At 34.9% G+C, this 24,447-nt stretch carries 13 protein-coding genes; 5 read left to right on the forward strand and 8 right to left on the reverse strand.

Translation table 11 applies throughout. From position 1 onward, the window contains the following. Positions 1-176: 176 nt before the first annotated feature. The gene (locus ACFOWA_RS17930; RefSeq protein WP_154282433.1) at positions 177-752 is read right to left on the reverse strand and encodes an RNA polymerase sigma factor; all 576 of its coding nucleotides are present in this window, start codon (positions 750-752) and stop codon (positions 177-179) included. A gap of 648 nt (positions 753-1,400) precedes the next feature. Between ACFOWA_RS17930 and ACFOWA_RS17935 the strand changes: the two genes are divergently transcribed. Continuing rightward, the gene (locus ACFOWA_RS17935) at positions 1,401-1,946 is read left to right on the forward strand and encodes a gluconate 2-dehydrogenase subunit 3 family protein (RefSeq protein ID WP_209437686.1); all 546 of its coding nucleotides are present in this window, start codon (positions 1,401-1,403) and stop codon (positions 1,944-1,946) included. 9 nt (positions 1,947-1,955) lie between these two features. Then, positions 1,956-3,638: a GMC oxidoreductase gene (locus tag ACFOWA_RS17940; protein WP_378987838.1), complete on the forward strand. Its 1,683-nt coding sequence runs from the start codon at positions 1,956-1,958 to the stop codon at positions 3,636-3,638. Between the two features lie 34 nt (positions 3,639-3,672). Here ACFOWA_RS17940 and ACFOWA_RS17945 read toward each other — a convergent pair whose 3' ends face one another. From ACFOWA_RS17945 to ACFOWA_RS17960, 4 genes are all read right to left on the reverse strand, one after another. Beyond that, positions 3,673-4,842, reverse strand: coding sequence for a DUF4861 family protein (locus ACFOWA_RS17945; protein ID WP_378987841.1), 1,170 nt, complete (start codon positions 4,840-4,842; stop codon positions 3,673-3,675). A 110-nt stretch (positions 4,843-4,952) separates the two neighbouring features. Beyond that, on the reverse strand, positions 4,953-6,497 hold the full coding sequence (locus ACFOWA_RS17950) for a family 16 glycoside hydrolase (protein WP_378987843.1): 1,545 nt from the start codon (positions 6,495-6,497) through the stop codon (positions 4,953-4,955). Positions 6,498-6,712: 215 nt separating this feature from the next. Beyond that, on the reverse strand, positions 6,713-8,731 hold the full coding sequence (locus tag ACFOWA_RS17955) for a glycoside hydrolase 5 family protein (RefSeq protein WP_378987846.1): 2,019 nt from the start codon (positions 8,729-8,731) through the stop codon (positions 6,713-6,715). Between the two features lie 233 nt (positions 8,732-8,964). Next, on the reverse strand, positions 8,965-10,788 hold the full coding sequence (locus tag ACFOWA_RS17960) for a hypothetical protein (protein WP_154281171.1): 1,824 nt from the start codon (positions 10,786-10,788) through the stop codon (positions 8,965-8,967). A 291-nt stretch (positions 10,789-11,079) separates the two neighbouring features. Between ACFOWA_RS17960 and ACFOWA_RS17965 the strand changes: the two genes are divergently transcribed. After that, entirely contained in the window at positions 11,080-15,156 is a 4,077-nt protein-coding gene (locus tag ACFOWA_RS17965; protein WP_378987849.1) for a two-component regulator propeller domain-containing protein, read from the forward strand. 614 nt (positions 15,157-15,770) lie between these two features. Here ACFOWA_RS17965 and ACFOWA_RS17970 read toward each other — a convergent pair. Further along, positions 15,771-18,320, reverse strand: coding sequence for a glycoside hydrolase family 3 C-terminal domain-containing protein (locus ACFOWA_RS17970; RefSeq protein ID WP_209437640.1), 2,550 nt, complete (start codon positions 18,318-18,320; stop codon positions 15,771-15,773). A 701-nt stretch (positions 18,321-19,021) separates the two neighbouring features. Next, a complete protein-coding gene (locus ACFOWA_RS17975; protein WP_154281174.1) occupies positions 19,022-19,741 on the reverse strand; it encodes a FadR/GntR family transcriptional regulator in 720 nt (239 codons plus the stop codon). A 441-nt stretch (positions 19,742-20,182) separates the two neighbouring features. On the opposite strand from ACFOWA_RS17975, the gene ACFOWA_RS17980 reads away from it, so the two are divergent. Further along, on the forward strand, positions 20,183-22,294 hold the full coding sequence (locus ACFOWA_RS17980; protein ID WP_378987853.1) for an alpha-galactosidase: 2,112 nt from the start codon (positions 20,183-20,185) through the stop codon (positions 22,292-22,294). A gap of 114 nt (positions 22,295-22,408) precedes the next feature. Further along, positions 22,409-22,864, forward strand: a complete 456-nt coding sequence (locus tag ACFOWA_RS17985; protein WP_378987856.1) for a hypothetical protein — start codon at positions 22,409-22,411, stop codon at positions 22,862-22,864. A 120-nt stretch (positions 22,865-22,984) separates the two neighbouring features. Here the strand turns inward: ACFOWA_RS17985 and ACFOWA_RS17990 are convergent. Further along, on the reverse strand, positions 22,985-24,447 hold a 1,463-nt coding region (locus ACFOWA_RS17990), incomplete at its 5' end, for a right-handed parallel beta-helix repeat-containing protein (RefSeq protein ID WP_378987859.1).

Below are 24,447 nucleotides of genomic sequence, written 5' to 3' on the forward strand. Positions count from 1 at the left end.
CATACATTGATCAGAGGAAATTGATCATCATTGAATTTAACAGAGAAAGTAAATTTTTATCATATTTTTTGATTTAAGAATTAATAGGGGACTATAATGTGGATTGTTTGAGACTAGGTTTTAAAATATCGTACTATATATACATTTTTGGTATGTATAAAGAGTACAAACCGAGTTTAATTTTTTACGTGAATAATTTTATTAGCAACAAAATTTGAACGAATGAAGCAAAGTGCTCTAGACATGTGCGTTTTTACCGTTAATGGAGATATATTTAACTTACAAGCTATCTCACTATAAGACATCTCTTCGTATCTAGCTAATTTAAAAACTGCTAATTGCTGATATGAAAGTGAATTTAATGTGTTTTTTAGTAAAAGTTTGTAATCAGAATCTAAAATAAGGTCTTGCATAGAGTTATCCTCAAAAGAATGGGTTTGCTTAAGCTGATTCATAACTTTCCAAAGATTAGCCTGCCTTTTTAAGATATTAAAAATTTCATTCTTGCCAACCGTATAAAGCCACGCTTCTACTGGTCTCTCTATCTGTAGACAACCTTTTTTTGTCCAGAGTTTTAAAAATACATCTTGTACAAGTTCTTGTGCAGCATCTTCACATTTCAAATACCTTAACGCTACTTTGAAAATTCTACTTTCATACCTATTATAGAAAAAAGTAAAGGCTTTTTCACACCCAGAAATTAATAATTCGAGTTGTTTGTTCTCTTCAAGGTTACACGGAATATTATACATAAAACTTATGTTTTATCTTTTAGAACCTTGTAGAGCTTGAAAATTTTTCGTAAAACGATACGGTAATGTTTCTAGTCTATAAATCCTATAAGAAATCTATATTTGGTTAATAGATCAAATAACCAATTTTAAGAAGTATTTATTTTGCTGTATTCGTTATTTTTTATGCTCTAATCTGTAAACTTTCATTCTAATGTGATAATCTGAATGCAAAATGAGCTGATTTGCTAACTTTTGAAAAAAAAACAGAGATTTTATGACAAGTGCCTTCCCTTCAAGTATAGAGAAATTCTCACCTAATTTGTGGCCTAAAAGATCCTGCTAGTTTATATTAAGTTTTCTGCTTTTTATGGAAAATTTGACTGGCTCAGTGAATAATAATTGTTTAAAGCTCTCGTCAATTTTCATCAGTAGCTGACTATCAAACGCATTACTATTTACTAAGGAGAAAAAATCATCATACTCCTCAATAGAAGGTTTGCCTTCCAAATAAAGTTTAAGTAGTTTATCAAACTTTTTCGACATTTGATATTTTTTTACTAAACATTGATAACAATCATAAAGTAAAGAAAGAGTACGTGTCTGCTATTTCTTCAATTAAACAAAAAAATAGGAGAAATAATTTATTCATGGTACTCTATTAAAGCTATGGATTTGTATTTTAGCAAAATGACACGTAGAAATTACATCCAACAACTGCTTTTATTAATTGGAAGCAGTATGTTGATTCCAGGTTGCGTTGAACCTGGAGGTTTAATTTCTGAAAAATTAAAGTATATCAAACTTACTGCAAACCAGGAAAAAATATTTACACACTATCTAGATAACCTATTGCCTTCTAATCAAACGTATGGTGCTCGTGAACTCAAATTAAACCTCTTTATATTAACAATGTTTGATGATTGCTATTCAGAAAGTGACCAGGAAAGGTTGGGAAAGGGCTTAATGGAGCTAGAAAAAGTATGTGAAAAAAAATCAAAGGATTTTATTGCCATGAATTATGCAGAAAAAAAATCATTCTATCAAATCTTAAATACAAATAAAACACACTCCCAAGATTTTAAGTTTCTTTTAAAAGAAGTTTATAGATGGGCTGTAAAAGGCTATCAAAATTCTGAATATGTAATGACTAAACTTGTTCCTTACCAGCTAGTTCCAGGTCATTTTTATGGCTGTATTAAATTAAAAGCTTAAGTTTTTCTTATGGATGAATTATTTGATGCAATAGTAATAGGCTCTGGGATGACAGGAGGTTGGGCTGCAAAAGAACTTACAGAAAAGGGATTAAAGACTGTTATGATAGAATATGGCAGGGATGTTGAACATATCAAAGATTATCCCACTACCAATATGTACCCTTGGGAATTCCCTCATCAAGGAACGGTTCCATACAAGATCGCGAAAGAATATCCATCGGTAAATAAACATTACATATTTAACGAAAGCACTTTACATTTCTTAAAAAAAGACTCGGAACAAGAATATATTCAAGATAAACCATTTGATTGGATCCGAGGCCAGCAGGTTGGTGGACGCTCATTACTTTGGGCCAGACACACGCAAAGATGGAGTAATTTTGATTTTGAAGGCCCGTTAAGGGATGGATTCGCTGTAGATTGGCCCATAAGATACAGTGACCTTGCTCCCTGGTATAGCTATGTAGAGAAATTTGTTGGGATTGCTGGAAATAAAGATGGATTGGACATTTTACCTGATGGTGAATTTTTACCTCCTTTTGAACTCACCTGCCTAGAAAAGCATTTTCAAGAATCTATCAAAAAAAATTATACTAACAGGCACCTCATTGCATCTCGAGTGGCAAACCTTTCTACACCAAATCCAATTCATATTGAACAAGGGAGAGGGCAATGTCAGCGAAGAAATTTATGTGAAAGAGGCTGCCCATTTGGAGGATATTTTTCTAGTAACTCTTCCACTATTCCTTGGGCAAAAAAGACTGGAAATTTAACAATTATGGCAAATAGCGTAGTTCAGTCTATTATATATGATGAGGGGCAGCAAAAAGCTACAGGTGTACAAGTTATCGATGTTCTTACTAAAGAGATTAAAACAATAACGGCAAAAATCATTTTCTTGAATGCATCTGCCATGAATAGTAATTTAATTCTGCTAAATTCAAAATCAAAAAGATTCCCAAATGGCTTAGGTAACGATAATGGCCTATTAGGGAAATATATTGCTTTTCATAATTATAGAGGAAAAGTTACCGCAGCGTATGATGGTCTTCAAGATTTCGATTCTGAGGGAAGAAGACCTGCTGCTAGTTTCATGCCCAGGTTTACCAATATATTTAAGCAAGAAAAAACTTTCTTAAGAGGTTATCATAACATTATCAATTCTTCTAGGGAAAAAATTCCATTTGAAGGAAGTTTTGGTGATGAATTGAAAGACAAAATAATAAATCCAAAAGCCGGAAAATGGATAATTGGGGCGCAAATGATGGGCGAGACTATTCCTAAAGAGACCAGTAATGTGTCATTAGACCGCACAAAAGTAGATAAATACGGTATGCCTCAACTTCGTTTTTCTGTTGACTATGATGAAAATGATGAGTTAATGATTCAAGATTTTTTTACAGAATTTACTGAAATGTTTACCAAAGCGGGCTATACAGATATTAAAACAATTGACACGAAAAGAGTTCCAGGCAATGAAAATCATGAAATGGGAGGAGTAAGAATGGGGAAAGACCCCGCCACTTCTCTGCTAAATGAATGGAATCAATTACACCTATGCAAAAATGTTTATGTAACAGATGGTGCATGCATGACATCTACCGCATCTCAAAACCCTTCATTAACTTACATGGCGTTAACTGCAAGGGCGGCAAACCATGCCATTGATGCGTTTAAAAAGAGCAAATAGCCTTTAAATATAAACGCTATCCAAATTTATCCCCTTATTTAATCAATACCTTTAGCGGGTGTTTTAATTGCTTACTAAAATTTTCCAGGTAGTTAAACCATGCTACTTCAGAATTGAAATTGCCACTTTTGCTCCAACCTCCACCTTGATAATAAGTTAAATTACGTCTACCAGCCAATTTATCAATGATAAGCAGGTGTTGCTTTGTGTCTTTAAATTCCTGATTTTTAGAAAATGGCACTACCACGCCCACGCCCATAAATCCATTATCCACTTTACCATCTGCCTTATCCCAATAAGCAACTAAATTATTGGAACGGTCAATTCTAACCTTTCCATCTCCAATATGTTTTGTCACACCTATAGAAATATTTAAATCTCCATCAGTTTTGTAGTTATTGGTTATTTTATTCATTTGTGACCCCGCATCTAAAGTGACTATTTTAGTTTCCGTTACCTGTTTTCCATTAACAAGAAAAGGTTTATACATCAATTTAAAAGACACTCTTATCGGACCATTATCTAAAACTTTATAGCTGGAATAATTGATGGGGAAAATGATCTCATCTCCAACAATTGGCTCCGCGTTCCCTGCACCCAAAGTCATGCCTACATGATAGGCATCTACACCCTCTCCATTATCGTTATGATAGTTGTCTAATTTATACCATTTATCTATAACCAGATCAGTAGTTCTTTTAACCCAAAAATCAATGCCTTTGGCCATTCCACTTTGGCTTTCCAAAGCTTCACCATAAAATCTAAATGCAACTTTATCATTTTCCCAAGCGAAATCGTCAAATCGCTCCGGCACTTGTCTGCAATAGGTTTTAACTTTATAAATTGAAGGAATTCCCTTGCTGATAGAGAAGGTCTGACTGGAACTTGCTTTAACATTGGTTTGGAAAATGATTGACTGAGGCGCTGTATTTCCATTGTAAATAACTTGACTCGGAACTTCTTTACCTGTTTTGGCATTTTTCACAATCAGTTCATTACTTTTAAAGCCATTGATTTTTGATAATGAGGTAAGAGGCACTTCAATTGTTTCTGCATTTCTATTATAAGAAGAACTGTTGGTAATTATAACAGAGACCGAAGAAATTTTTGTCTTTTTTAAGGCCTTAAAGGACATTAAGCTACTTAAAATTACAAATGCAAGTAACTGAAACTTAAAAGAATTGGTGAATGATTTTGAAAACATACTGGATTAAATTAATGACTTAGGTCTATTTTTTTTGTAAATTTTAATGTATATGCATTCATAATTGTGCATTTACATTTCTTAAGCATATTGTAGTGCTTTTTTGGTTACTATTTAAATTTAGTAAGTATCGAATTTAAATAAGTTAAGCTTATCGGTACCTGAGTTTTAACATGTTCACTTTCATCTTCAATATAATAATACTTAATACTGGAAGAGTTTAGCGCAGCTTTTATAGCATTGGCGATATCAATTTGTCCAGTACCTAGGGCTACATCATTATTAACGTCTGTACCGCCGCTAAAATTACCTATGACACCTTTTTTAAGATCTTTCACATGCATTAACTTAAACCTGTTACCATACTTTTTAATAAGCTTTACAGGATCAGCACCCGGATGGAAAGCCCATAAAAGATCTAATTCAAAGCTTACGTAATCAGGATTGGTGTTTGTTGCAATGTAGTCAAAATAGGTCCCTTTTTCATAAGGTGCGAATTCGTATCCATGGTTATGGTAACAAAATGTTAACCCAAATTGCTCTTTTAACAATTTGCCACCTTTATTAAAATCTTGGACTGTTTTCTCGGCATCTGCTAATGTAAATCCTGCTTTGCTATCATGAGGCACCCAGGCAACTCTAACAAAAGAAGCGCCTAAAGTTTTGGTATCATTTCCCACCTCATCGGTATGATTTACAAAATCTGGATAAGAAACGCCAAAAGAGGTACAAACCATCCCTCTTTCATCTAAAAGTTTTCTTAACTCAATTGCTGACTTGCCAAATAAGTTAGAGAATTCAATATTGGTTATCCCCAACCCCTTTATATAGTCTAATGTAGCTGGAACATCTTTTTGGAACTCGTTTCTAAAAGTATAGGAGACTACTGCTGGATTGGTTGCCACACTTTTGGTTTCAATTGCTCTGATTTTGATGTTACGATAATAAACTTTATTACCATGATCCTGAAGTAATATGCTTCCACTTTCAATCAGTCCAAAACCAACAATATCCTTATACTTACTACCCGCAACCAAGTCTCTAAATTCTTTACTTCCCCGCTCGTATGCTATTAACTTAACTCCATTTAGCCAATGCTCAACATGATTGCCTATTGCTATAATTTTGGCCGTATTCCATTCTCCAACAGGATTAACAGGCTTGTTCGCAGGAGCCGGAATTAAATCATACAATGAACCCAATTTACGGTTTCCGTTCTTACCTAGTTTAGCATCTGGATGTATTTCATCATCTAATAATTGATACTCTAGTCCAAGAGCAGAACGAGGATTTGCAGGCTTAGCTTGCTTAACATCGACAAAATATTTTATCCCACTATTTGCTCCTTTAGATAATTTGAAATCAACACTTAACTCAAAGTCTTGGTACTGCTTAATCGTAACAATATCTCCACCATTGGTAGATTCTGCTCCTCCTGAAGGTTCTACCATTAAAAGACCATCCATAATTTTCCATCCGTTTTTCGGAAAATCTGTTAAGAAAGCTCCACGCCATTTTGTAGTTGTTTTACCGTCAAAAAGCAATTTCCAGCCATTCTTTTTTTCATCTTTGGTCAACTTATTCTGCGCATTCAAATTCATCCCCAAAAAGGTTAAACTTGCACCTATTAAAATTGATTTTATAAATTGGTTCATTCTTGGTTAATGGTTAAGTTAATAAGAGCCTGTTTAAATTTATGTTGTAAAATGTTTATTGCTTATTTTTGAGTGAAACAAGGCTTGTTTTTGAAGAGATAGCAGCGCTTCTACCTCTAGAAAACATAACGATGTTGCAGTCAAAAAGAAGCATAAACAAATTATTTAGATAAATTTTACACAGACTCAAAATATCGAAAAAAATATTTAATACACTATGGATTTTTAGACTTTACGACCCAAACAACAGCATCATTCCCATTTATTTTTAAAGTAGCGTTCTCTGGTTTTAATCCATACAAGGTGTTACTCAATTCCCATCCTTTTTTAATGGTCATTTCTGTACTTACTGCTTCTGGATTGTAGTTGATGGCAATAATCAATTTTTCATTCTTCGATAAATCATGTTCAGTTACCCCTATTTGTGCATTGTTTTGGTTAATAACTCGTTGACTAATCAAAGGTTCTGCAATAATTTTATACAATTCTCTGTATGAAGGGGCGTTTGCATCCAAAGAACCAACCTCTTCAGCAACATTCATTTCTAAAGGAAAAGTTAAAAGAAAAATCTTTCCTTTTCCGTAGGTTGACATTAAAAAAACAGGATTACCATCTTCTTCCTTTGCAAAAACTTTCGCTTGTTTGCTATCAATAGTGTACTTTCTATCTGCTGAGGTGCTAAAGTTTAAGCTGGAGGACAACAAATTGGTTGAGTTAAAATTTAGTTTCCCTCTTCTAGAAACATTGGTCAATATATTAATTCCCAAGGGGTCATTAATAGTTGGCAAGTATGCATCATCTATTGAAATATATAGCGTTGCACCTTTATTTACTTTCTCTAACAATTTAGACCAATAATCTTTGAACACTGGATCTATCCCTTTAATAGAAGGTAAAAGGTATAATGGAGCATCCTTAAGTTCTTGTCCAGCTTTTTGATAGGTAAAATCGAACCCCGCTTGCTTGGCCAAAATAAAGCTTGCATAAGCCACAGGCCAACTGTCTTGTCCTTCTGTTAAAATACAAACAGCTTCAGTTTTTCGTTGCGGAAGTGTTTCGAAGGGTAATTTACCTAAGAATTCACTAAATTTTTTAAACTCCTTAATTACTGGCTTTGTAGTTCTATCTTCCTTAATCAACCCCAATTCAGCTTCTACTGAGGCATAGTCATAAGGAGGGTAATTAAGTTTTAACTGATCATAAGCGCACCACCAAAAAGTACCGCGACAGTCATAAGCCCAATTCGTAAACAATGCGGTTCTGGCAAATGCCGATTTCTCGTTCTCCCCACCCGTCATTGGACCCATTACACCAGTTTCCTCCAATAATGCAGGCTTCCCTCCAATATCACCATACATTCTTGTTTCTGCTGCGCCATGAAGAATGGTTCTCATGGTATTAATGCCGTCATAACTTGCGTAGGGTGTCCATAAAGAATAAGGGTGGGTTGTCAATACATCAGTGGTAGCTGCTTGGTCAATAATACGCCATGGGGCATTGTTTGCAGCACTTAAACTATGCATACCAGATACAAGGGGCCTTGATGGGTCTATGCTTTTAATAGTGCCTGATAGTAAGGCCGACCAAACATAAGCTTGTTGAAAATTTTTCACTTTTTCCATTACATTGCATTCGTTGCCAAAATCCCAAGCAAGAATAGCTTGATGATTTTTAAACCTACCTACAAATGTTGAAACGAATTTCTGTTGCCAGTATAAAGATTCAGGATCTGTTAAAATATTTTTTCCTTCCAAAGCAGGTGGAACATATAACTGTCCACTCATCCAACCGGTAATTAACCCAACAACTAACTTAAGTTTATATTTACTGGCCAAATCGGCCATGGTTTTAAAGTGTTGCAATTGCTCTTCACTCATTCCATTTAAACCCTCTGGTGTTTGTGGCAAAGGACCATCTTTAAATCCTATGTATTTTTTTTCTCCCTCCCCGGCATATATTTGATGAATAGGTTGAAAATCTGGCCATAATGGAAATACCCTTAGCACTTTGATTCCGTTTTCAGAAAGTTGTTTAAAATCAGCTTCTATTACATCTGGTCTCCAATCACGCCAAGTATGTGTACCTGCGTGTGAAGCCCAGTAGTTTACGCCAATAGAAAAAGAGCCAGGTGTAGTTAAAACATTTGATTGCCCGAAGCATTGATTAAGAAAACCTGCAAACATTAACAGAACAGCAATTGTTATCATTATACTTTGCTTTTGAAATTGTTTCATTTTAATAGGTGTTATTGTATGAATTTGTATGTTGTATGGTTTATTTTTTAGTACATGACAATTTTTAGTATTGATCACATAGGCCACATAGACCCACGTAGTTGGTGTCTATATGCCTCCTATATTAGCTTGATGTAAATTGCATCATGTCTCAATACTCATATCTCAATACTCATATCTACATGGTTAATTTCTGTAGTGTACTTAGGTTTTATTTATAGTTATTAAGATTTTTATTTATTCATGATTTCCCATTTCCCGCTGTAATAGGCCTTATCGAGTTTGTTAATCAGCTTATTGTTGCCCTTTTGCATGTAAAGTTCTCTCATGTCTTTATAGATGTAAAAATTAAGCCAATAAGCATATTCATATTTTTGATGAAGGCTAAGCGGACTTTTGTAAAAGCTATACCAGTGGGTGCTTAGCCCAATTTTTTCTGAAAGGGCGATAGCCTCTTGAGCTCTTTTCCAGTTATTTTCGGTAATTGTTTTAAAAATTTCCTGACCATTTTTTAAAGTAAAAGACTCACTTTCCATTGTTGCTTGTCGATCATCAATACCGAGCTTCGTAAATGAAACGCTATCTTCAAATATCTTATCTCCATCAAGATCATAAAGAATTTTATCAAAAAATCCGTTGTTATCTGTATCCTCATATTTTAATAGCGCAAACTTGTCTGGCTCTGTTTGCATCCTTCCCTTACCTTTCCATCTGTCGTATAATCCGCCATAACCTTGAAACGAATTTGCAAGCTGATCAACTCTCCAAGCGCCCCACTCCGCTCCATTTAAATGAATTTTACCATCAAAGGCTCCTACATAAAGTTTCCCTTTTCCAGAAAAATCGGTATCAAATTCCCCTCTATCACCAATTACATCTGCCTGTGGGTTGTTATCTAAACCACCGTTACTTTTACCCATTTTAAATAGGTCTTTAGGCTCATAAAATTCAACCCTTTCCCACCGGTTACAATCATCATCTTCATCGAAAACCAGGCTGCAATAGTTCCAATCTCCCTTTTTAAAGGTTAAATCCCATGCATTTTCTCGGTTTGGAAAAATCAGTTCATCTAATGCTCTCCAACGTTTATCATAGAATAAAAAATCAGCTTGTTTTCCTATGCCTTTTAAGGTTTTAAATCTATTTATCTGCTTAGAATAATCAAAGCCCTTCCCTTTTAGCAGCAAGCTCATGTCAAAATCAAACTCGTTTCCCGGCCCATTATCATTGTCCAAATCCCAAGTAATACCTACATAATCCATCAATCCATTAAAATGGAGGTCATACTCTTTATTGATGTTGTTAAAAAGTGGGTTTAAATTATCGGCAGGTCGAAAAGTAGGTGTATTTAAAAATCTAATTGCCATTTCTGAAAGATGGTCTCCATCGTTATCATAAAAAAGAAATGGGTTTTCCCATCCAAATTTCAAATCCTCAATCCTAAAACTTGAGGCATGGGTTTTTATAAAAGACGTATTTCCATGATAATCTTCAAAAAAATTGGCTTGGCCATTATGCTCCCAAGCAAGCATAGATATGGCATTCCAATCAATATAATTCATGATCTGATCTTTATCTGTATCTAATACGTACATAATTTCAGAATCAAAATCAAAGGCATTTCTTTTTGTAATAGCTCCATTATTAACAATTACCTGCAAATCGGCTTTGCCATCCCCATCTTCATCACACCAATCCATACTAAAATCTAATGGCCCGGCAAAAATTCCATCCTTATTCCTATCTATTAAAAGACAATCACTATCTGTATCACCCTCTACAGCTGTCCATATCATATCATCATCATCATCTATCCAAACTACAGGTATATCTTTATTAACGGTGTAGTATAGTAGGTCAGGGTCTCCATCTTTATCCAAATCAACCATTTTAAGCTTTGATTTTTGAACACTAAAAGGCATTCTCCATGGAATTAGCTGAGTTTTATTATTCCAATAAGTTTGCTTTTGAGAGAATACAGGCGCTGCGTTAAAAGAAATGAGCAACACTAAAATGATGTTAATTTTAAGAATGTTACGCTTTAGAAAAAAATACATGAAACAGCGAATAGATTAGGGGTTAATATGTTGAGATTTAACTTGCGTACAGCAAATTGTTTAAAAACTTAACTAGAGATTATACAATTAACAGGAACGTTTAGAGTACAACGCAATAAAGAGATTTAAACAATTCCTAATTAGATAGGAAACCTTTATTTTAGCATAAATTAAAAGATCCAAATTTAACCGATGTATTCTCGTTTTAGCTATTTCTCGCACTTAATAAAGATTTTTGCTTTTTTAATTATTTGGTTCATTCCTTTATTAGGTTTTTCCCAAATAGATAAAGTGAAGTTCAAATATCTTACACGGGAAGAGGGCTTATCTAGTAGTACGGTTAGCAATGTCTTTCAAGATAGTCAGGGCTATATTTGGCTGGGAACAGAGGATGGATTAAATAGGTTTGATGGGTATAACGTGACGGTTTATAAGAATGAACCTCATAATGAGTCTAGTTTAAGCAGCAACTTTATTAATTATATCTTAGAAGATAAGCAGCACAGAATTTGGGTCGCAACTAGTTATGGTTTAAATCTATATGATAGATACACTGATAGCTTTACACGATACATTCATGACCCTAAAAAAAAAGGGAGCATTAGCAATAATCTTGTGTACACTTTATACCTGGATGTAAATGGTGACGTATGGGTAGGAACAGATTTTGGTTTGAACAAGTATAATGAAAAACAGAATAATTTCATTACTTACCTCCGGAATCCAAATGCGCAGAGAGAATCACTTGAAGACAAAATAAATAGTATAAATGAAGATGAATTTAATAACCTCTATTTAGGGACTGATGGCGCAGGAGTTAAAAAATTTAATAAAAAAACCAAATCGTTCATCAACCAACCTTCTAATTCAGCATTATCAAAATTAGATGGCAGTAGAGTAATTACGATAAAAAAAGATAATCAAAACCACATCTGGTTAGGGACGAACGGAAAAGGACTTTTTGTTTTTGACCCTCAAAAAAATACCATTAAACATTATCAAAATGAGCAATATAATACCAAAAGCTTATCTAATAATGTAATTAGAAGTATAATTTTTGATAATCAGAAAAATGCTTGGATTGGAACTGAAAATGGCGGACTAAATTTAAAGCTTCAGCATTCTGAAATATTTAATCGATTTGAAAATGACCTGAGGCAACCCATGTCTTTCTCTAGTAAAACAGCTTTATGCTTATTAGAAGATTCACAAGGAAATATTTGGGCTGGAACACATCATGGAGGCGTTAATACTTACTCTCCTAAAATAACAAATTTCAAAAATTATACTAAAGGAGTTTGGAACGGTGCACTTGCATATAATGATGTAAAGGCATTTATAGAAACCGATAAAGGAGAAATTTGGGTGGGTAGTGATGGAGGTGGTATTAATGTGTTTAACAGTAAAACTAGCACATTTACTCAAAAGAGATTTTCTACAACCAATAAGAAAACTATTGGTTCTGATGCTATTCTTGATCTCATGAAAGATAAAAATGGCACTATCTGGGTTTGCACCTGGGGTGGTGGACTTAACCGTTATGATGAAGGCAAACAAGAATTCTATCGTTTCCTACACGATACAAATGATAAAACTACGATCAGTTCTAATTACCCTTATGTTATTTGTGAAGATAAAACTGGCCTATTTTGGGTGGGAACGTTTTACGGTGGTTTAAATACTTTTGACCCTAAAACAGGGAAGTTTAAGCGAATTATTTATGCTGCTGATGGAAAATCAAAATTTACTGGCATATATGTAGAAAGTATTCATCAGGATAATGATGGTAATGTTTGGTTTGGCACACTTGACGGAGGTTTGAATTGTTTAACAGCTAATAAGAATTCTTTTGTCCATTATTTTAACAATACCCACCAGGATTTGGCAGATGTAGTGTGGGCAATATATACAGATCATAAAAATAGACTTTGGATTGGTAAAAAAGGCCTTTTCCTTTTTGATCAGAAAAGAAAGAAATTTTCAACCTTTTTTAAACATCCGTATTTAGTTAATGAACAAATCCAATCTATCATTGAGGACAAAAAAGGAAATCTTTGGTTGGGAACCACCAATGGTATCATAGCTTTTAATCCTGATACCAAATATATTAAAAGATATACCCGTGCTGATGGATTGCAAGGCTTAGAATATGGTCAGAATGCTGCCTTTATGTCTAGTAAAGGAGAGTTGTACTTCGGTGGCTTTGAAGGATTTAACACTTTTTATCCAGACAGCATTAAATCTTTTGACTACAGCTACCCTATATATATCACAGATCTTTCCATCTTTAATAAAAGTATCAATTCAGGAAAAGACAAAACAACAATTGCTAAATATATTAAAGACAATAAAAGTGTAGTGTTAAGTTATGATCAGTCTGTAATTTCATTTGATTATGCTGCCCTTAACTACGTATCACCCAAAAAAACAAATTATGCGTACAAACTAGAGGGCTTTGATAAAACCTGGAATTATGTTGGAGATTTACGTAGAGCGACTTATACCAATTTAGACCCCGGCAAGTATACTTTCTATGTTAAAGCAAGTTCTCCGAAAGGTATTTGGAATACAAAGCCAGCTTTTGTTAACATTGTGATTACCCCTCCTTTTTATTTAACATGGTGGTTTAAAACATTAGGATTTATTTTAATTTCGGTAAGCATATTTGTTATACTCTATTTTAAAAGAAGGCAAGAACTTCGTGTTATCCATGAAGAGAATAAAGAAAAACTTCATCAGGTACAATTGCAGTTTTTCACTAACATCTCTCATGAATTTAGAACTCCTCTTACCCTTATTATGGGCACATTAGAACAGGTTTTTAAAATGAATGAGGATTCCTTATTTATAAGGCATTTCCATACCATTAACCGTAATGCGAACAGGCTTTTACAACTCATTAGTGAATTAATGGATTTCAGAAAGGCCGAATCGGGGGCTTTAAAACTAAGAGTAATGCCAGGTAACTTTTCTGCTTTTATGAGAGAAATTGCCGATGACTTTAAAGATCAAGCTATTTTACATGACATAGATTTTAAACTTGACCAGGAAAAAGAATTTTCGAAATTATGGTATGATCGTCAGGTATTGGAAAAAACCATTTTGAACATCTTAAATAATGCATTTAAATACACGCCTGATAAAGGTAAAATTCACATCCAGTTAACAACAAACATCAAAGACTTTATTCCAAATTATGAAGCAAATGTGAAAATGGAGAATACATACGTTGGTAGAGATTATTTATACCTCATCATCTCTGATTCAGGTATGGGAATTTCTAAAAACTCTCTCCAGCATTTATTTGAACCCTATTTTAGAGTTTCAGCTATACACGTAGGCACTGGAATAGGATTAGCTTTTGTAAAGAGTTTAATATTTCTTCATAAAGGAAGTATTCATGTTTATAGTGAAATTAATAAAGGTACTCAAATTGTAATTTCTATACCTTGCAATGAAAAAGATTACAATATAGATGAGCTTTGGACTTATCAAAACAACGATATTGGGGTGCAGATAGAAAGTATTCATTTAAAGCCCAATTTAGAACATCTGTATAAATTCACGCAACAAGTTGAACCCTTAAAAGCAGCGAATAAAACCAAATCCTGCATTTTGTTTGTGGATGATAATGATGAACTGCGTGATTTCTTTAGAGGAGTACTCGAGAAAGACTATTATGTTATTGTTGCAAAAGATGGTAATGAGGGAATTAAGAAAGCTAAAGAAGCATCACCTGCGTTAATTATTAGTGATGTGATGATGCCCGTAATGGATGGTATTGAATTTTGCCGTTTTATTAAAGATGATTTTGAAACCAGGCATATCCCCTTCATTCTATTAACAGCTAAAGACGCCCTTGAGTCTCGTTTACAAGGTGTAAAATCTGGTGCTGATTATTATTTCAGCAAACCAGTGAGCACAGAATTATTATTAGAAACTATTAAAAACCAGTTTAATCAACAACAAAAAATTAAAGAACGTTACTTAAAAGATTACCAAGTTGAAGTGAGAGATTTAGTACATTCTGCAAAAGATAAAGACTTTATGGATCAACTTTTGAGTATTATCGAAGAGAAGTTAGAAGAATCAGAATTGAACATTGATTATGTGAGTAAGAAAATTGGCGTGAGTAAAAGTAAACTCTATAAAAAAATCAAAGACATTACCGGCCAAAGCAGCAATGAATTCATTAGAACCATTAGGTTAAAAAAATCTATGGAGATCATGACGAATGAAGACGTTTCTATAACAGAGGTGATGTATCGCGTAGGTATTTCTTCTCACTCTTATTTTACCACAGCATTTAAGAAAGAGTTTGGAATGACTCCTTCAAAATTTCAACAGCAACTAGATAGAAAAATATAGTGATTTTAGCGCTATTGAAACCTCAACAATCAGGGCAGACTCATTAAAATTAAACGCAGAGAGCGCCAAGTTTTTCGCAAAGAGCGCTGAGCTTTATAATTCTCCTTTCCTCCGTGTTTAATAAATTAATCCATTGTCCATGAACTGCGGGTTATGCATCATGCTATCGGGCCTAGCATGTATTTGTAGAAAAAAACGACTAAACTGGCCAATCAGCGAACCCGCTTCTCGGTTGAAAATGATTTTAGCCCTTGGGATAAAGATTCGATCAATGGCCTAAAAAAATCATTTCCCGGACAGTAGTCGAATTTTTTCACAAATTCATGCAAGTCCTTGATTTTTGTTTCTTTTCATCAAGGAAAAGAAAAGCGCAGCCCGCGAAGGGCAAAATCAAAGTACAGCATCTAGAGTTAGACCACTTTCTGCTTCGTAGCGTGATAACTACGCGCTATAACCCTTTAAACTGTGTAATTCTCCTTTGCTAATTGTTTAATTTTAATGCGTCTGCCCTCTCATCTCGATAATAAAATTCCTTTTAAATAAAAAAACAGGTTACCATGAACCTATTTTTTTATTTATTTCTTAATTCTGATCATCAAGGATTTAATCTTCTGTTATTTATTCATTTCAATTATTTTATTAAACACATTTAAGTTCTTATCTCCTGGCTGGCCACCTCCTACAGCAATTTCAAACTTACCTGGATTGATCACCGCATCGCCATTCTCCATAATCACTGAAAAATCTGAGGGTTTGAGCTTAAAAATAACAGTTTTCTTTTCCCCTTTCCCTAAATGAACTTTCTTAAAAGCTTTTAATGAAATTAGTGGGGCAGGAACTTTTGAATCCAAATGCTTCAAGTATACCTGAACTACTTCATCACCCTCCAAATTTCCATTATTTTTAACCTCTACACTTAAATTAACTTCATCGTTTAAGTTAAAAGAATTTTTAATTTCAAATTTATCATAAGAGAATTTGGTGTAACTTAATCCGTAACCAAATTCATAAACTGGTTCTCCTTTAAAATATTTGTAGGTTCTGCCTTCCATATTGTAATTATCGAATGCAGGTAAATCATCTACTGAAGCATAAAATGTAACAGGTAGTCTTCCTGATGGATTATAATCACCAAAAATCACATCTGCAATTGCCTCACCTCCTTTTTGCCCTCCGTACCATGCCTCTACAATAGCGGGCAGGTTTTCATTTTCCCATTTCAAGCCTAATGCACCACCGTTTAACAGTACCAACACCACAGGTTTCCCTAAAGCTTTAATCTCCTTTAATAAGTCTTGCTGTACCTTAGGTAATCCTATTTTTGTTCGGTCTCCACCCTCAAAACCATCTAACTTTACGTTCATCTCTTCCCCTTCTAATCTTGGCGAAAGCCCTAGGCACATAATTACAACATCAGCCTGTTTGGCAATTCTTATGGCCTCTGCTTTTAGGTTTTGATTAGGAAGGTTCCACGATAACTTTAGTTGTGCATTTGGGCCACGGCTAATGTATTTAACATCAATTTTATGTAATTCGCCCTTTTTTAAGTTTAAACTAGCAGAATTATATCCTGGGCTATAAATACTTGAAAAGAAGAACTGCCGCTTTCCATCTATCATAAATTCATACTGTTCACTTCCAAACATATTAAAGTTAATTACTCCTGTCTCTGGAACTCTAACATAACCTGACCATGAAACTGCAAATTTCTCCACATCCATGCTTTTAATTGGCGGATTGTCCATCCAATTAAAATTTATTTCTTTATCAACTCGGTTAAAAATAGGTTTCCCCTTGAAACTACTATCACCATAATAAGCTGCAAACAAACCTTTTTTAAGTCCTTGTTTGTCCTGATAAAAAAACTGAGCAGGAATAATATCCAATGATGGAGCACCTTCAGCATGTGAAGAACCTTTTGCATAAAGAATTTTTGCGCCACGCATCTTCCTTTTTATTCCTTCTAACGGAGTAATGATTTCTGATGGAAATCCATTATAATTAGCTAGCATCACTTCTTCATCATTGGCATTTGGACCAATAACTGCTATGGTTTTAAGACTTTTATTTAAAGGAAGTAAATTATTGCTGTTTTTTAGTAAAACAATAGATTTTCTTGCTGCATCTAAAGTCAGTTTTTGATGACCTTCACTCTCTACTACGCTATAAGGGATATTTCCATAAGGATTATCTGTTGCTTTATCAAACATCCCTAACTTAAACCTGGCGGTAAACAAGCGTTTTATGGCAACATCAAGTTCGGCTTCTGTTACCAGCTTCTTTTCAATTGCTTTATCAAGGGCACTAAAAATATCTCCACATTCTAAATCTACTCCTGCTTTTATGGCTAGCGCAGCTGCCTCTTCTGCAGTGGGTACTATTTGATGTGTTCCCTTTTTAAAAAAATCATCTACAGCACCACAATCTGTTACTATAAAACCATTAAAACCCCATCTTTTACGTAAAATATCCACTAGGAGGTAGGAACTTCCACAGCATGGCTCTCCCCTAAAGCTATTGTAGGCACACATCAAAGAATAAACTCCAGCATCCTGGATGGCCATTTTAAAAGCTGGCGTATAAGTTTCAAAAAAATCACGGTCACTTACCTCCGCATTAAAATTATGACGAGATTGCTCGGGCCCGCTGTGTACGGCAAAGTGCTTAACGGTAGCTATGGTTTTAAAATAATTAGGGTTATTTCCTTGTAAACCTCTGATAAATGAAGTCGCTATAGTTCCTGTTAAGTATGGATCTTCACCATAGGTTTCCATTCCTCTTCCCCATCTTGGATCACGAAAGATATTGATATTGGGCGTCCAAAAATTTAAGCCCTGATACATTCCTCTTTTATCTCTAGACGAGAAGTAATCATACTTTGCTCTAGCTTCATCAGCAATGGCAGATGATACTTTCTCTATAAAAGAAGGCTCCCATGTTGCAGCCAAGCCAATAGCTTGTGGAAAAACAGTAGCTCTACCAGCCCTGGCAACCCCATGTAAACATTCATTCCACCAGTTGTATGCAGGTATGTCTAAATCCTTTGTTTTAATCGGGGTACCTTTATATTGTAGCAACTTTATTTTTTGATCAAGCGTAAGTTTAGAAACGAGATCATTTACTCTTTCTTCAGTTGATAATTTTGAATTTTTATAGATTTGCATTTTTTGTGCAAATGATAGTTGTGTCAGGAATGATTGACTTACAAAAAGAACAAATAGTAGGATGTTTCTTTTAAACATGAAATAAGTAGTTAATTTTAATGATATTTAAATACTATACATTCTAGCGAAGGATACGGAGTACTGATAACTTTAAAATTATAAGAAAATATAATTAAAATTATCCCCTGTTATGATAGCGCTAAGCTTCATTAACTAGTTGTTCTAATAATAAAATAGTTAGTAAAAAGGATCTTTCTTGTTACCGCTATGGTGTATGCATTCTTCGGTCGCCGTGCTACACAGCTAGGCCTTTCATTGGGGTATGTTAAGCCTTTTATTGGACTTTAGTCCTACAGAGTCCTAGCATACTCCTAGAATAGTCCTAGCTGTTATCCAGATGGCTTAGCAGGTGTCTTATCCTAAACTATTAAGCCATAATGTTAAGCAATGATATTAAACAATGATAAGGAAAGAAATTATACTTAGGCAGTCCCTAGGGTCCCCGAACTTTAGGGTAACATTTACCCCACGACCTCCAAAGGGCTCCTTTTAATGATTATTTTTAATTTCGAATTTCCCCACAACATTTGGCATTGACCCGAAAAGATCAGAATTAACGAATTAACCTTTAAAAAAGTGATTGTTAGTTTAAAGATTGGATGAGTGTATGGCAATTAGAGGGTTTGTTGTTGCCGAAGGACTTATGCTCCGAATGAATCCTGCTTGCTGATTTCAAAAATCTCATTTAAGTGCTCAGCCATTGCTTTTCCTGCTGCATCTGCATTGCCCGCCTTAATTGAATTAAATATTTTTTTGTGCTCTGCTATAGAAGTTTGTCCTCTATCTTCTTTACAGATTTTTTTCTCCACAATATTTTTAATTAAATCTGGAATTAGGATTAAGATCATCGAATCAAAAACAGCATTTTTAGTGGCACTTGCAATCTTGATATGAAACAGCATATCTTCATCAACTGCACTTTGGCCTTTCAAGGTTTTTTCTTCAAAATCAGCAAGTATTTGTGCTAGCGAATCTAAATCTTGCTGTGTTCTTCTCATCGCAGCTAACTTTGCAGCATTGATTTCCAGGTAATACCTCGCCTCTATTAAGGAAGCAAAACTTTGAGTATTGAAGTTAATAATATCTGTAAAAATACTGTCAATAATTTTTAAGCTAAGACCAGAAACAGTTGTTCCGCTTTGTGGTAAGGTTTTGAGCATGCCATAAAATTCAAGTTTCATAATGGCTTGTCGTACATAGCTTCTTCCAATACCAAATTTCTCAGCTAAAATCCGCTCAGCAGGCAAGCGATCTCCAGGCTTTAATATCCCAGAAGAGATCATTTCTTTCAGTCGCTTGATAATGACGTCAACTGGTGATTCGAGTTTGATGGTACTGAAGTTTTCTAAGATATCACTCATTGTTAATTTGAAAATCCAATTTTTGGTTCTCCAAACTTAAAAATAAAAATTATGATAACAGATTTTCACCTTGTTTTTTTTATTTAAAATTAACACACTATTTTCCAAATGATTATAACAAACTTACTTCTCCTAAAATATGCTGAAAAAAAGTAAAATTTGGATATTTAAATAATCAGATTACTTTTGGTATACCAATTTTTGGTTTAAAAACAATAATTCTTAAACCTTAGAGCCTGTTTAAATTTATGTTGTAAAAATGTTTATTGCATGTTTTTGAGTGAAACAAGGCTTGTTTTTGAAGAGATAGCAGCGCTTCTACCTCTAGAAAACATAACGATGTTGCAGTCAAAAAAAAGCATAAACAAATTATTAGATAAATTTTAAACAGACTCTAAATCTGTATAAAATGAATCTTGAACTTATAACACCTTCTGCCTAATGCCAAAACAGATTTTATTATTCCTAGCTAGTTATTTTGTATTCTGGTTGACAGTTTTGTCTTCATCCGCACAAAAAAAAAATGAATATCTCAGTAAGAGTTCTTCAAATCAATTTTATGCCATTCTCCGTAATGACACCTTGAGAATTGGCAATTCGACCATTGAGAGGGTATTTTTATGGAATGGAGGGAATCTAAAAACATGCGAATTCAATGATAAAAAAAATAACCAGCCTTGGAAAAGCGCAGGTTTAACCCCCGACTTATACTTCCCCAATTCTGCCAATAAATCAAAAAATGGAAAATACCTACAAAGGAAAGTGCCTTCTAATGGGATACACCCAGCATATTTTGAAGCAGAAGTTTCTTTGGATATAGATTCCATGAGTCTAAAACGGGTGTTTAGACTATATGCCGATTGCCCTGTTATTGCTTGCGATACCTACCTTAAAGGTGTTGCGAGAGGGAAATGGTCAAAATCAAATACTAATGTTGCCGATTTAAAGAATATCGAAAACATCAATCATGCGGAAGCCGATAATGACCCGCCCATACTAGACCAACTTAATTTATCTGGAAAGCATTGGGCACTAGAGGTGGTCGACTTTTTAGACGTTACCGACCGCAACAATACTCTTGTAAAACCCTATAAAGGATTATCATACAAATCAGAAATTTACAAGGGCAATATTTTGTTCGCCGATAACAAGGAAGCAGGCAAAGGGCTTTTCATTTTAAAAGAAGCACCTTGTTCCAATATCCAGTTGGCATACCCAGGTGGAGATTTCATCACAAATTTCGGGCAGTTTAAAGTAATAGGATTAGGCATAGAGCCTAGTGATTTATCATTACAAGAATGGACCAAAACCTACAGTTGCGCAATAGGTTTGTATGCTGGTAATGGTGCAAATAAATATACCAACCTGCACGAATATCAAAAGCTGAAACGATTAAACAAAGCAGCAGAAGATAATATGGTGATGATGAACACTTGGGGAGACCGTGGGCGGGATACTAAAGTGAACGAGGCTTTTTGCTTAAAAGAAATACTAGCAGCGGCACGATTGGGGGCTACCCATTTTCAGATTGATGATGGCTGGCAAACTGGACGCAGCGCCAACTCGGCATTCTGGGGTGGTTCATTCAAAAATATCTGGAGCAATCCCGATTATTGGAAACCAGATGTAAAAAAATATCCCCATGGACTAAAACCCCTTGTAGATGCTGGACGCAAATCAGGCGTTAAAATATGCCTCTGGTTTAACCCGAGCATTCAAAATAATTTTGCCGACTGGGAGAAAGATGCCGAAGCTCTGCTTAATATTTATAAAAATGATGGCATAAAAGTATTTAAAATTGATGGGGTAAACATCCCTAATAAAACCGCTGAGAACAACTTACGCAAGTTGTTTGATAAAGTGGTAGCTGAGTCAAACGGCGCTATATCTTTTAACCTCGACGTAACTGCTGGTCGCCGCGGAGGCTATTTCTATTTTAACGAATATGGAAATATCTTTCTAGAAAACCGATATACCGACTGGCAGAATTATTATCCCTACTGGACGCTTAGAAACCTTTGGATGCTTTCTAAATATACTCCAACCCAAAAAATACAGGTAGAATTTTTAAATAAATGGCGCAATCAGGATAAATATGGCAACGATAAGTTTTCACCGTCAAATTATTCATTCAATTATCTTTTTGCCATCACCATGGCTGGGCAACCCCTTGCCTGGATGGAAGGAACAGGTTTACCTGAAGAAGCGTTTGAGACTGCTAACACGATTAAAAAATACAAGGAGATTCAGGCTGATTTTCATCAGGGAACAGTTTTGCCGATTGGTGATGAACCATCTGGACAAGCGTGGACTGGATTTCAATCTATAAACAATAAAAGTGGATACCTTTTGGTTTTCCGCGAAGACCATCCTGATCAAGAAAACAAGGTTGCTGTATTTTTGCCCCCCACTACCGTTATACAATGTAAAAACATCTTCACAAATGAACCGGTTAAAAAATTCATGGTAGATAAAGAAGGCAAAATCTCATTTAACCTAACAGCTAAAAACAGTTTTATAATGTACCAATACCAGGTGATTAAAAACAAATAATTGTAATGAAGAAACTACTATTTAATTGCGCAAGCCTTGGTAACCAGAAAAAACAGCACCAGCGTAATATACTAAGCTAATGATATTTAACATGATAAAACGCCTGACCCATTCTTGTACACTTTCTTTGCGATTGTATCGCTTACCTTACTTTTAAACCCAGTATATGCACAAGAAATCTATATAAAAGTTAATGCCAGAAATTTTGCCAGAAACCATTCCCTTGTTGAGGTAAACTTACCGAAAAACCTGGCATCCCTTTCGTATAAATTAGTGAATGAAGTAACTAAACATGATGCCGTAGTACAGCAAAATGCAGGCGGAAAGCTTTTATTTATACTGCCCGACGCGCTAAGCCCTAAAGGTCCGCCAGCTTCGTATGTTTCGGCGTATTGCTTAATAGATGGCGGTATTGCATCACTTACCGTGTTTGGTTTCCCTTCCAATTTAAATTATCCGCAACCTATCAGAGTTCCCCTGTTATGCCTTACTGGTGTTTTGCACCAGTCGCTAATGTGCCTTTTTTCATCGAACCCGGTGGCACTTATACTTCAAGCTACCGATATTTAATTCGCGATGGAGAACCAGATAAAGGCCTATTAGCGCAAATGAACAATGACATCATGTATCCTGTAAAGGCAAGCTTAGTTTATAAATAGAGGGCAAACTTCCCCCCCTATTTACCAACCTTCAAATTGCCTTTTTTGCCATCCAAACCTTTACGAATACTTTACCAGATTTCAAGTTTACAAAAGGGCCAGCATGTATATTACCATCTGAACGTTTGTTTCCAAAGTAATCTGTATCCATTATCAGAGCTGTACCATCTGGATTTTCAAAAGCTGCTTTAGGTATTTTGGCCTTACCCAATAATTCAGTAGTAATCAATTGCACTTTTTGTTCAAAATAGGCTTTATCAGTTGTAAAATGTAAAAATGTATCTCCACCTTCCACTATCACTTTAATTTCTGGGTTAGCCGTACTGGTTGCAAAATTCTCATCTTTATTAGATGGCTTAGCCTGTTTATAGTAGATATTGCCTTTTATCCATACTGGAAGTTTAGCATTGTTGTAGCCCTCTATGCCGTATTTAGCTTCAGGGTTACTACCGCCAATAATAATATTGTTGTAAACCCTATCATCCCCACCAAAAATGGTTGTAAGTCCTTTCATAGCTACAGAATGAGGTAAAAAATAAGGTGTAAAGCGGTTAAGGTCATTTCTTACCAGTACTTCCCCTGCAATAAGATTATGCAAATAGGCTCCTCCTTCTGATTGATTTTGAATAGCCACAGGCGATAAAAAAATATTGTTGTCGATTACAAATGGTCCATGGTTTACTTCTATATACAAATCTTGCTGGTCATTATTATAAAACAGATTGCTACTCACCCTTGTTCCCTGCGTCATCCAATCTAGCCACATTCCTCTGCCACAGTTGTGAATGTTGTTTTTTCTGATGGTTGCATCAATCGGTGCATGAAATTTTATTCCTCCAATTTCCCAACCTTCAAATTGTCTTTTTTGCCAGATGTTATAAATATGGTTATTTTCAATAATACTGAAAGCTGCACCCATACTACCGCAAATACCAGTTTGTTCGCAATTAAAAATCTGATTGTTTCTTACAATGTGCGAACCAATAGTTTCCTTAGTCCAGTTGTTTCTTAATGCATTAAAAACCACCTCAATGTAATGGATATTACCGTCGCGATTAACATTTCCTTGGTCTGCTCCCCAAACATTATGTCCAGTAGTGCGATCTTTACCGAGGGTAATACCATTACATTTAGAATCACTGATGATGTTATTCTCAATAATCCAGCCTTTGTTCCAGTTTGTGGCTATCATACCAATCTGTTCTGCAGTTGGAGCTGCCCACTGGGTGGCTGCCTGACTAATAGTAAAGCCAGAAATGGTTATAAAATTAATCCCAGGTTTGTCAGGATAGAATACCGTTCTTCTGGCACTGATCTCAATTAATTCTGTATTGGGATTTGCCTGTTGAAAGTTTGCCCAGATAGTTGTGCTTTGTTCATCGCTTTGGCAATACCAAGTATAGGTTGCACCGATGGGATCTATATTATTTTTTTGAAATAGGCACTTGATGAATACTGATAAAATTAATAAATTAGCTTTATGGAGAATCGATT

Origin of the sequence: Pedobacter lithocola (genome assembly GCF_042650845.1) — a bacterium.
Taxonomy (GTDB): domain Bacteria; phylum Bacteroidota; class Bacteroidia; order Sphingobacteriales; family Sphingobacteriaceae; genus Pedobacter; species Pedobacter lithocola.

What these genes read in the sequence shown, in the direction of transcription:
- ACFOWA_RS17930 (WP_154282433.1), bottom strand. Translation starts at nt 752, where the DNA reads ATGTATAATATTCCGTGTAACCTTGAAGAGAACAAACAACTCGAATTA.
- ACFOWA_RS17935 (WP_209437686.1), top strand. Translation starts at nt 1,401, where the DNA reads ATGGATTTGTATTTTAGCAAAATGACACGTAGAAATTACATCCAACAA.
- ACFOWA_RS17940 (WP_378987838.1), top strand. Translation starts at nt 1,956, where the DNA reads ATGGATGAATTATTTGATGCAATAGTAATAGGCTCTGGGATGACAGGA.
- ACFOWA_RS17945 (WP_378987841.1), bottom strand. Translation starts at nt 4,842, where the DNA reads ATGTTTTCAAAATCATTCACCAATTCTTTTAAGTTTCAGTTACTTGCA.
- ACFOWA_RS17950 (WP_378987843.1), bottom strand. Translation starts at nt 6,497, where the DNA reads ATGAACCAATTTATAAAATCAATTTTAATAGGTGCAAGTTTAACCTTT.
- ACFOWA_RS17955 (WP_378987846.1), bottom strand. Translation starts at nt 8,731, where the DNA reads ATGAAACAATTTCAAAAGCAAAGTATAATGATAACAATTGCTGTTCTG.
- ACFOWA_RS17960 (WP_154281171.1), bottom strand. Translation starts at nt 10,788, where the DNA reads ATGTATTTTTTTCTAAAGCGTAACATTCTTAAAATTAACATCATTTTA.
- ACFOWA_RS17970 (WP_209437640.1), bottom strand. Translation starts at nt 18,320, where the DNA reads ATGCAAATCTATAAAAATTCAAAATTATCAACTGAAGAAAGAGTAAAT.
- ACFOWA_RS17975 (WP_154281174.1), bottom strand. Translation starts at nt 19,741, where the DNA reads ATGAGTGATATCTTAGAAAACTTCAGTACCATCAAACTCGAATCACCA.
- ACFOWA_RS17980 (WP_378987853.1), top strand. Translation starts at nt 20,183, where the DNA reads ATGCCAAAACAGATTTTATTATTCCTAGCTAGTTATTTTGTATTCTGG.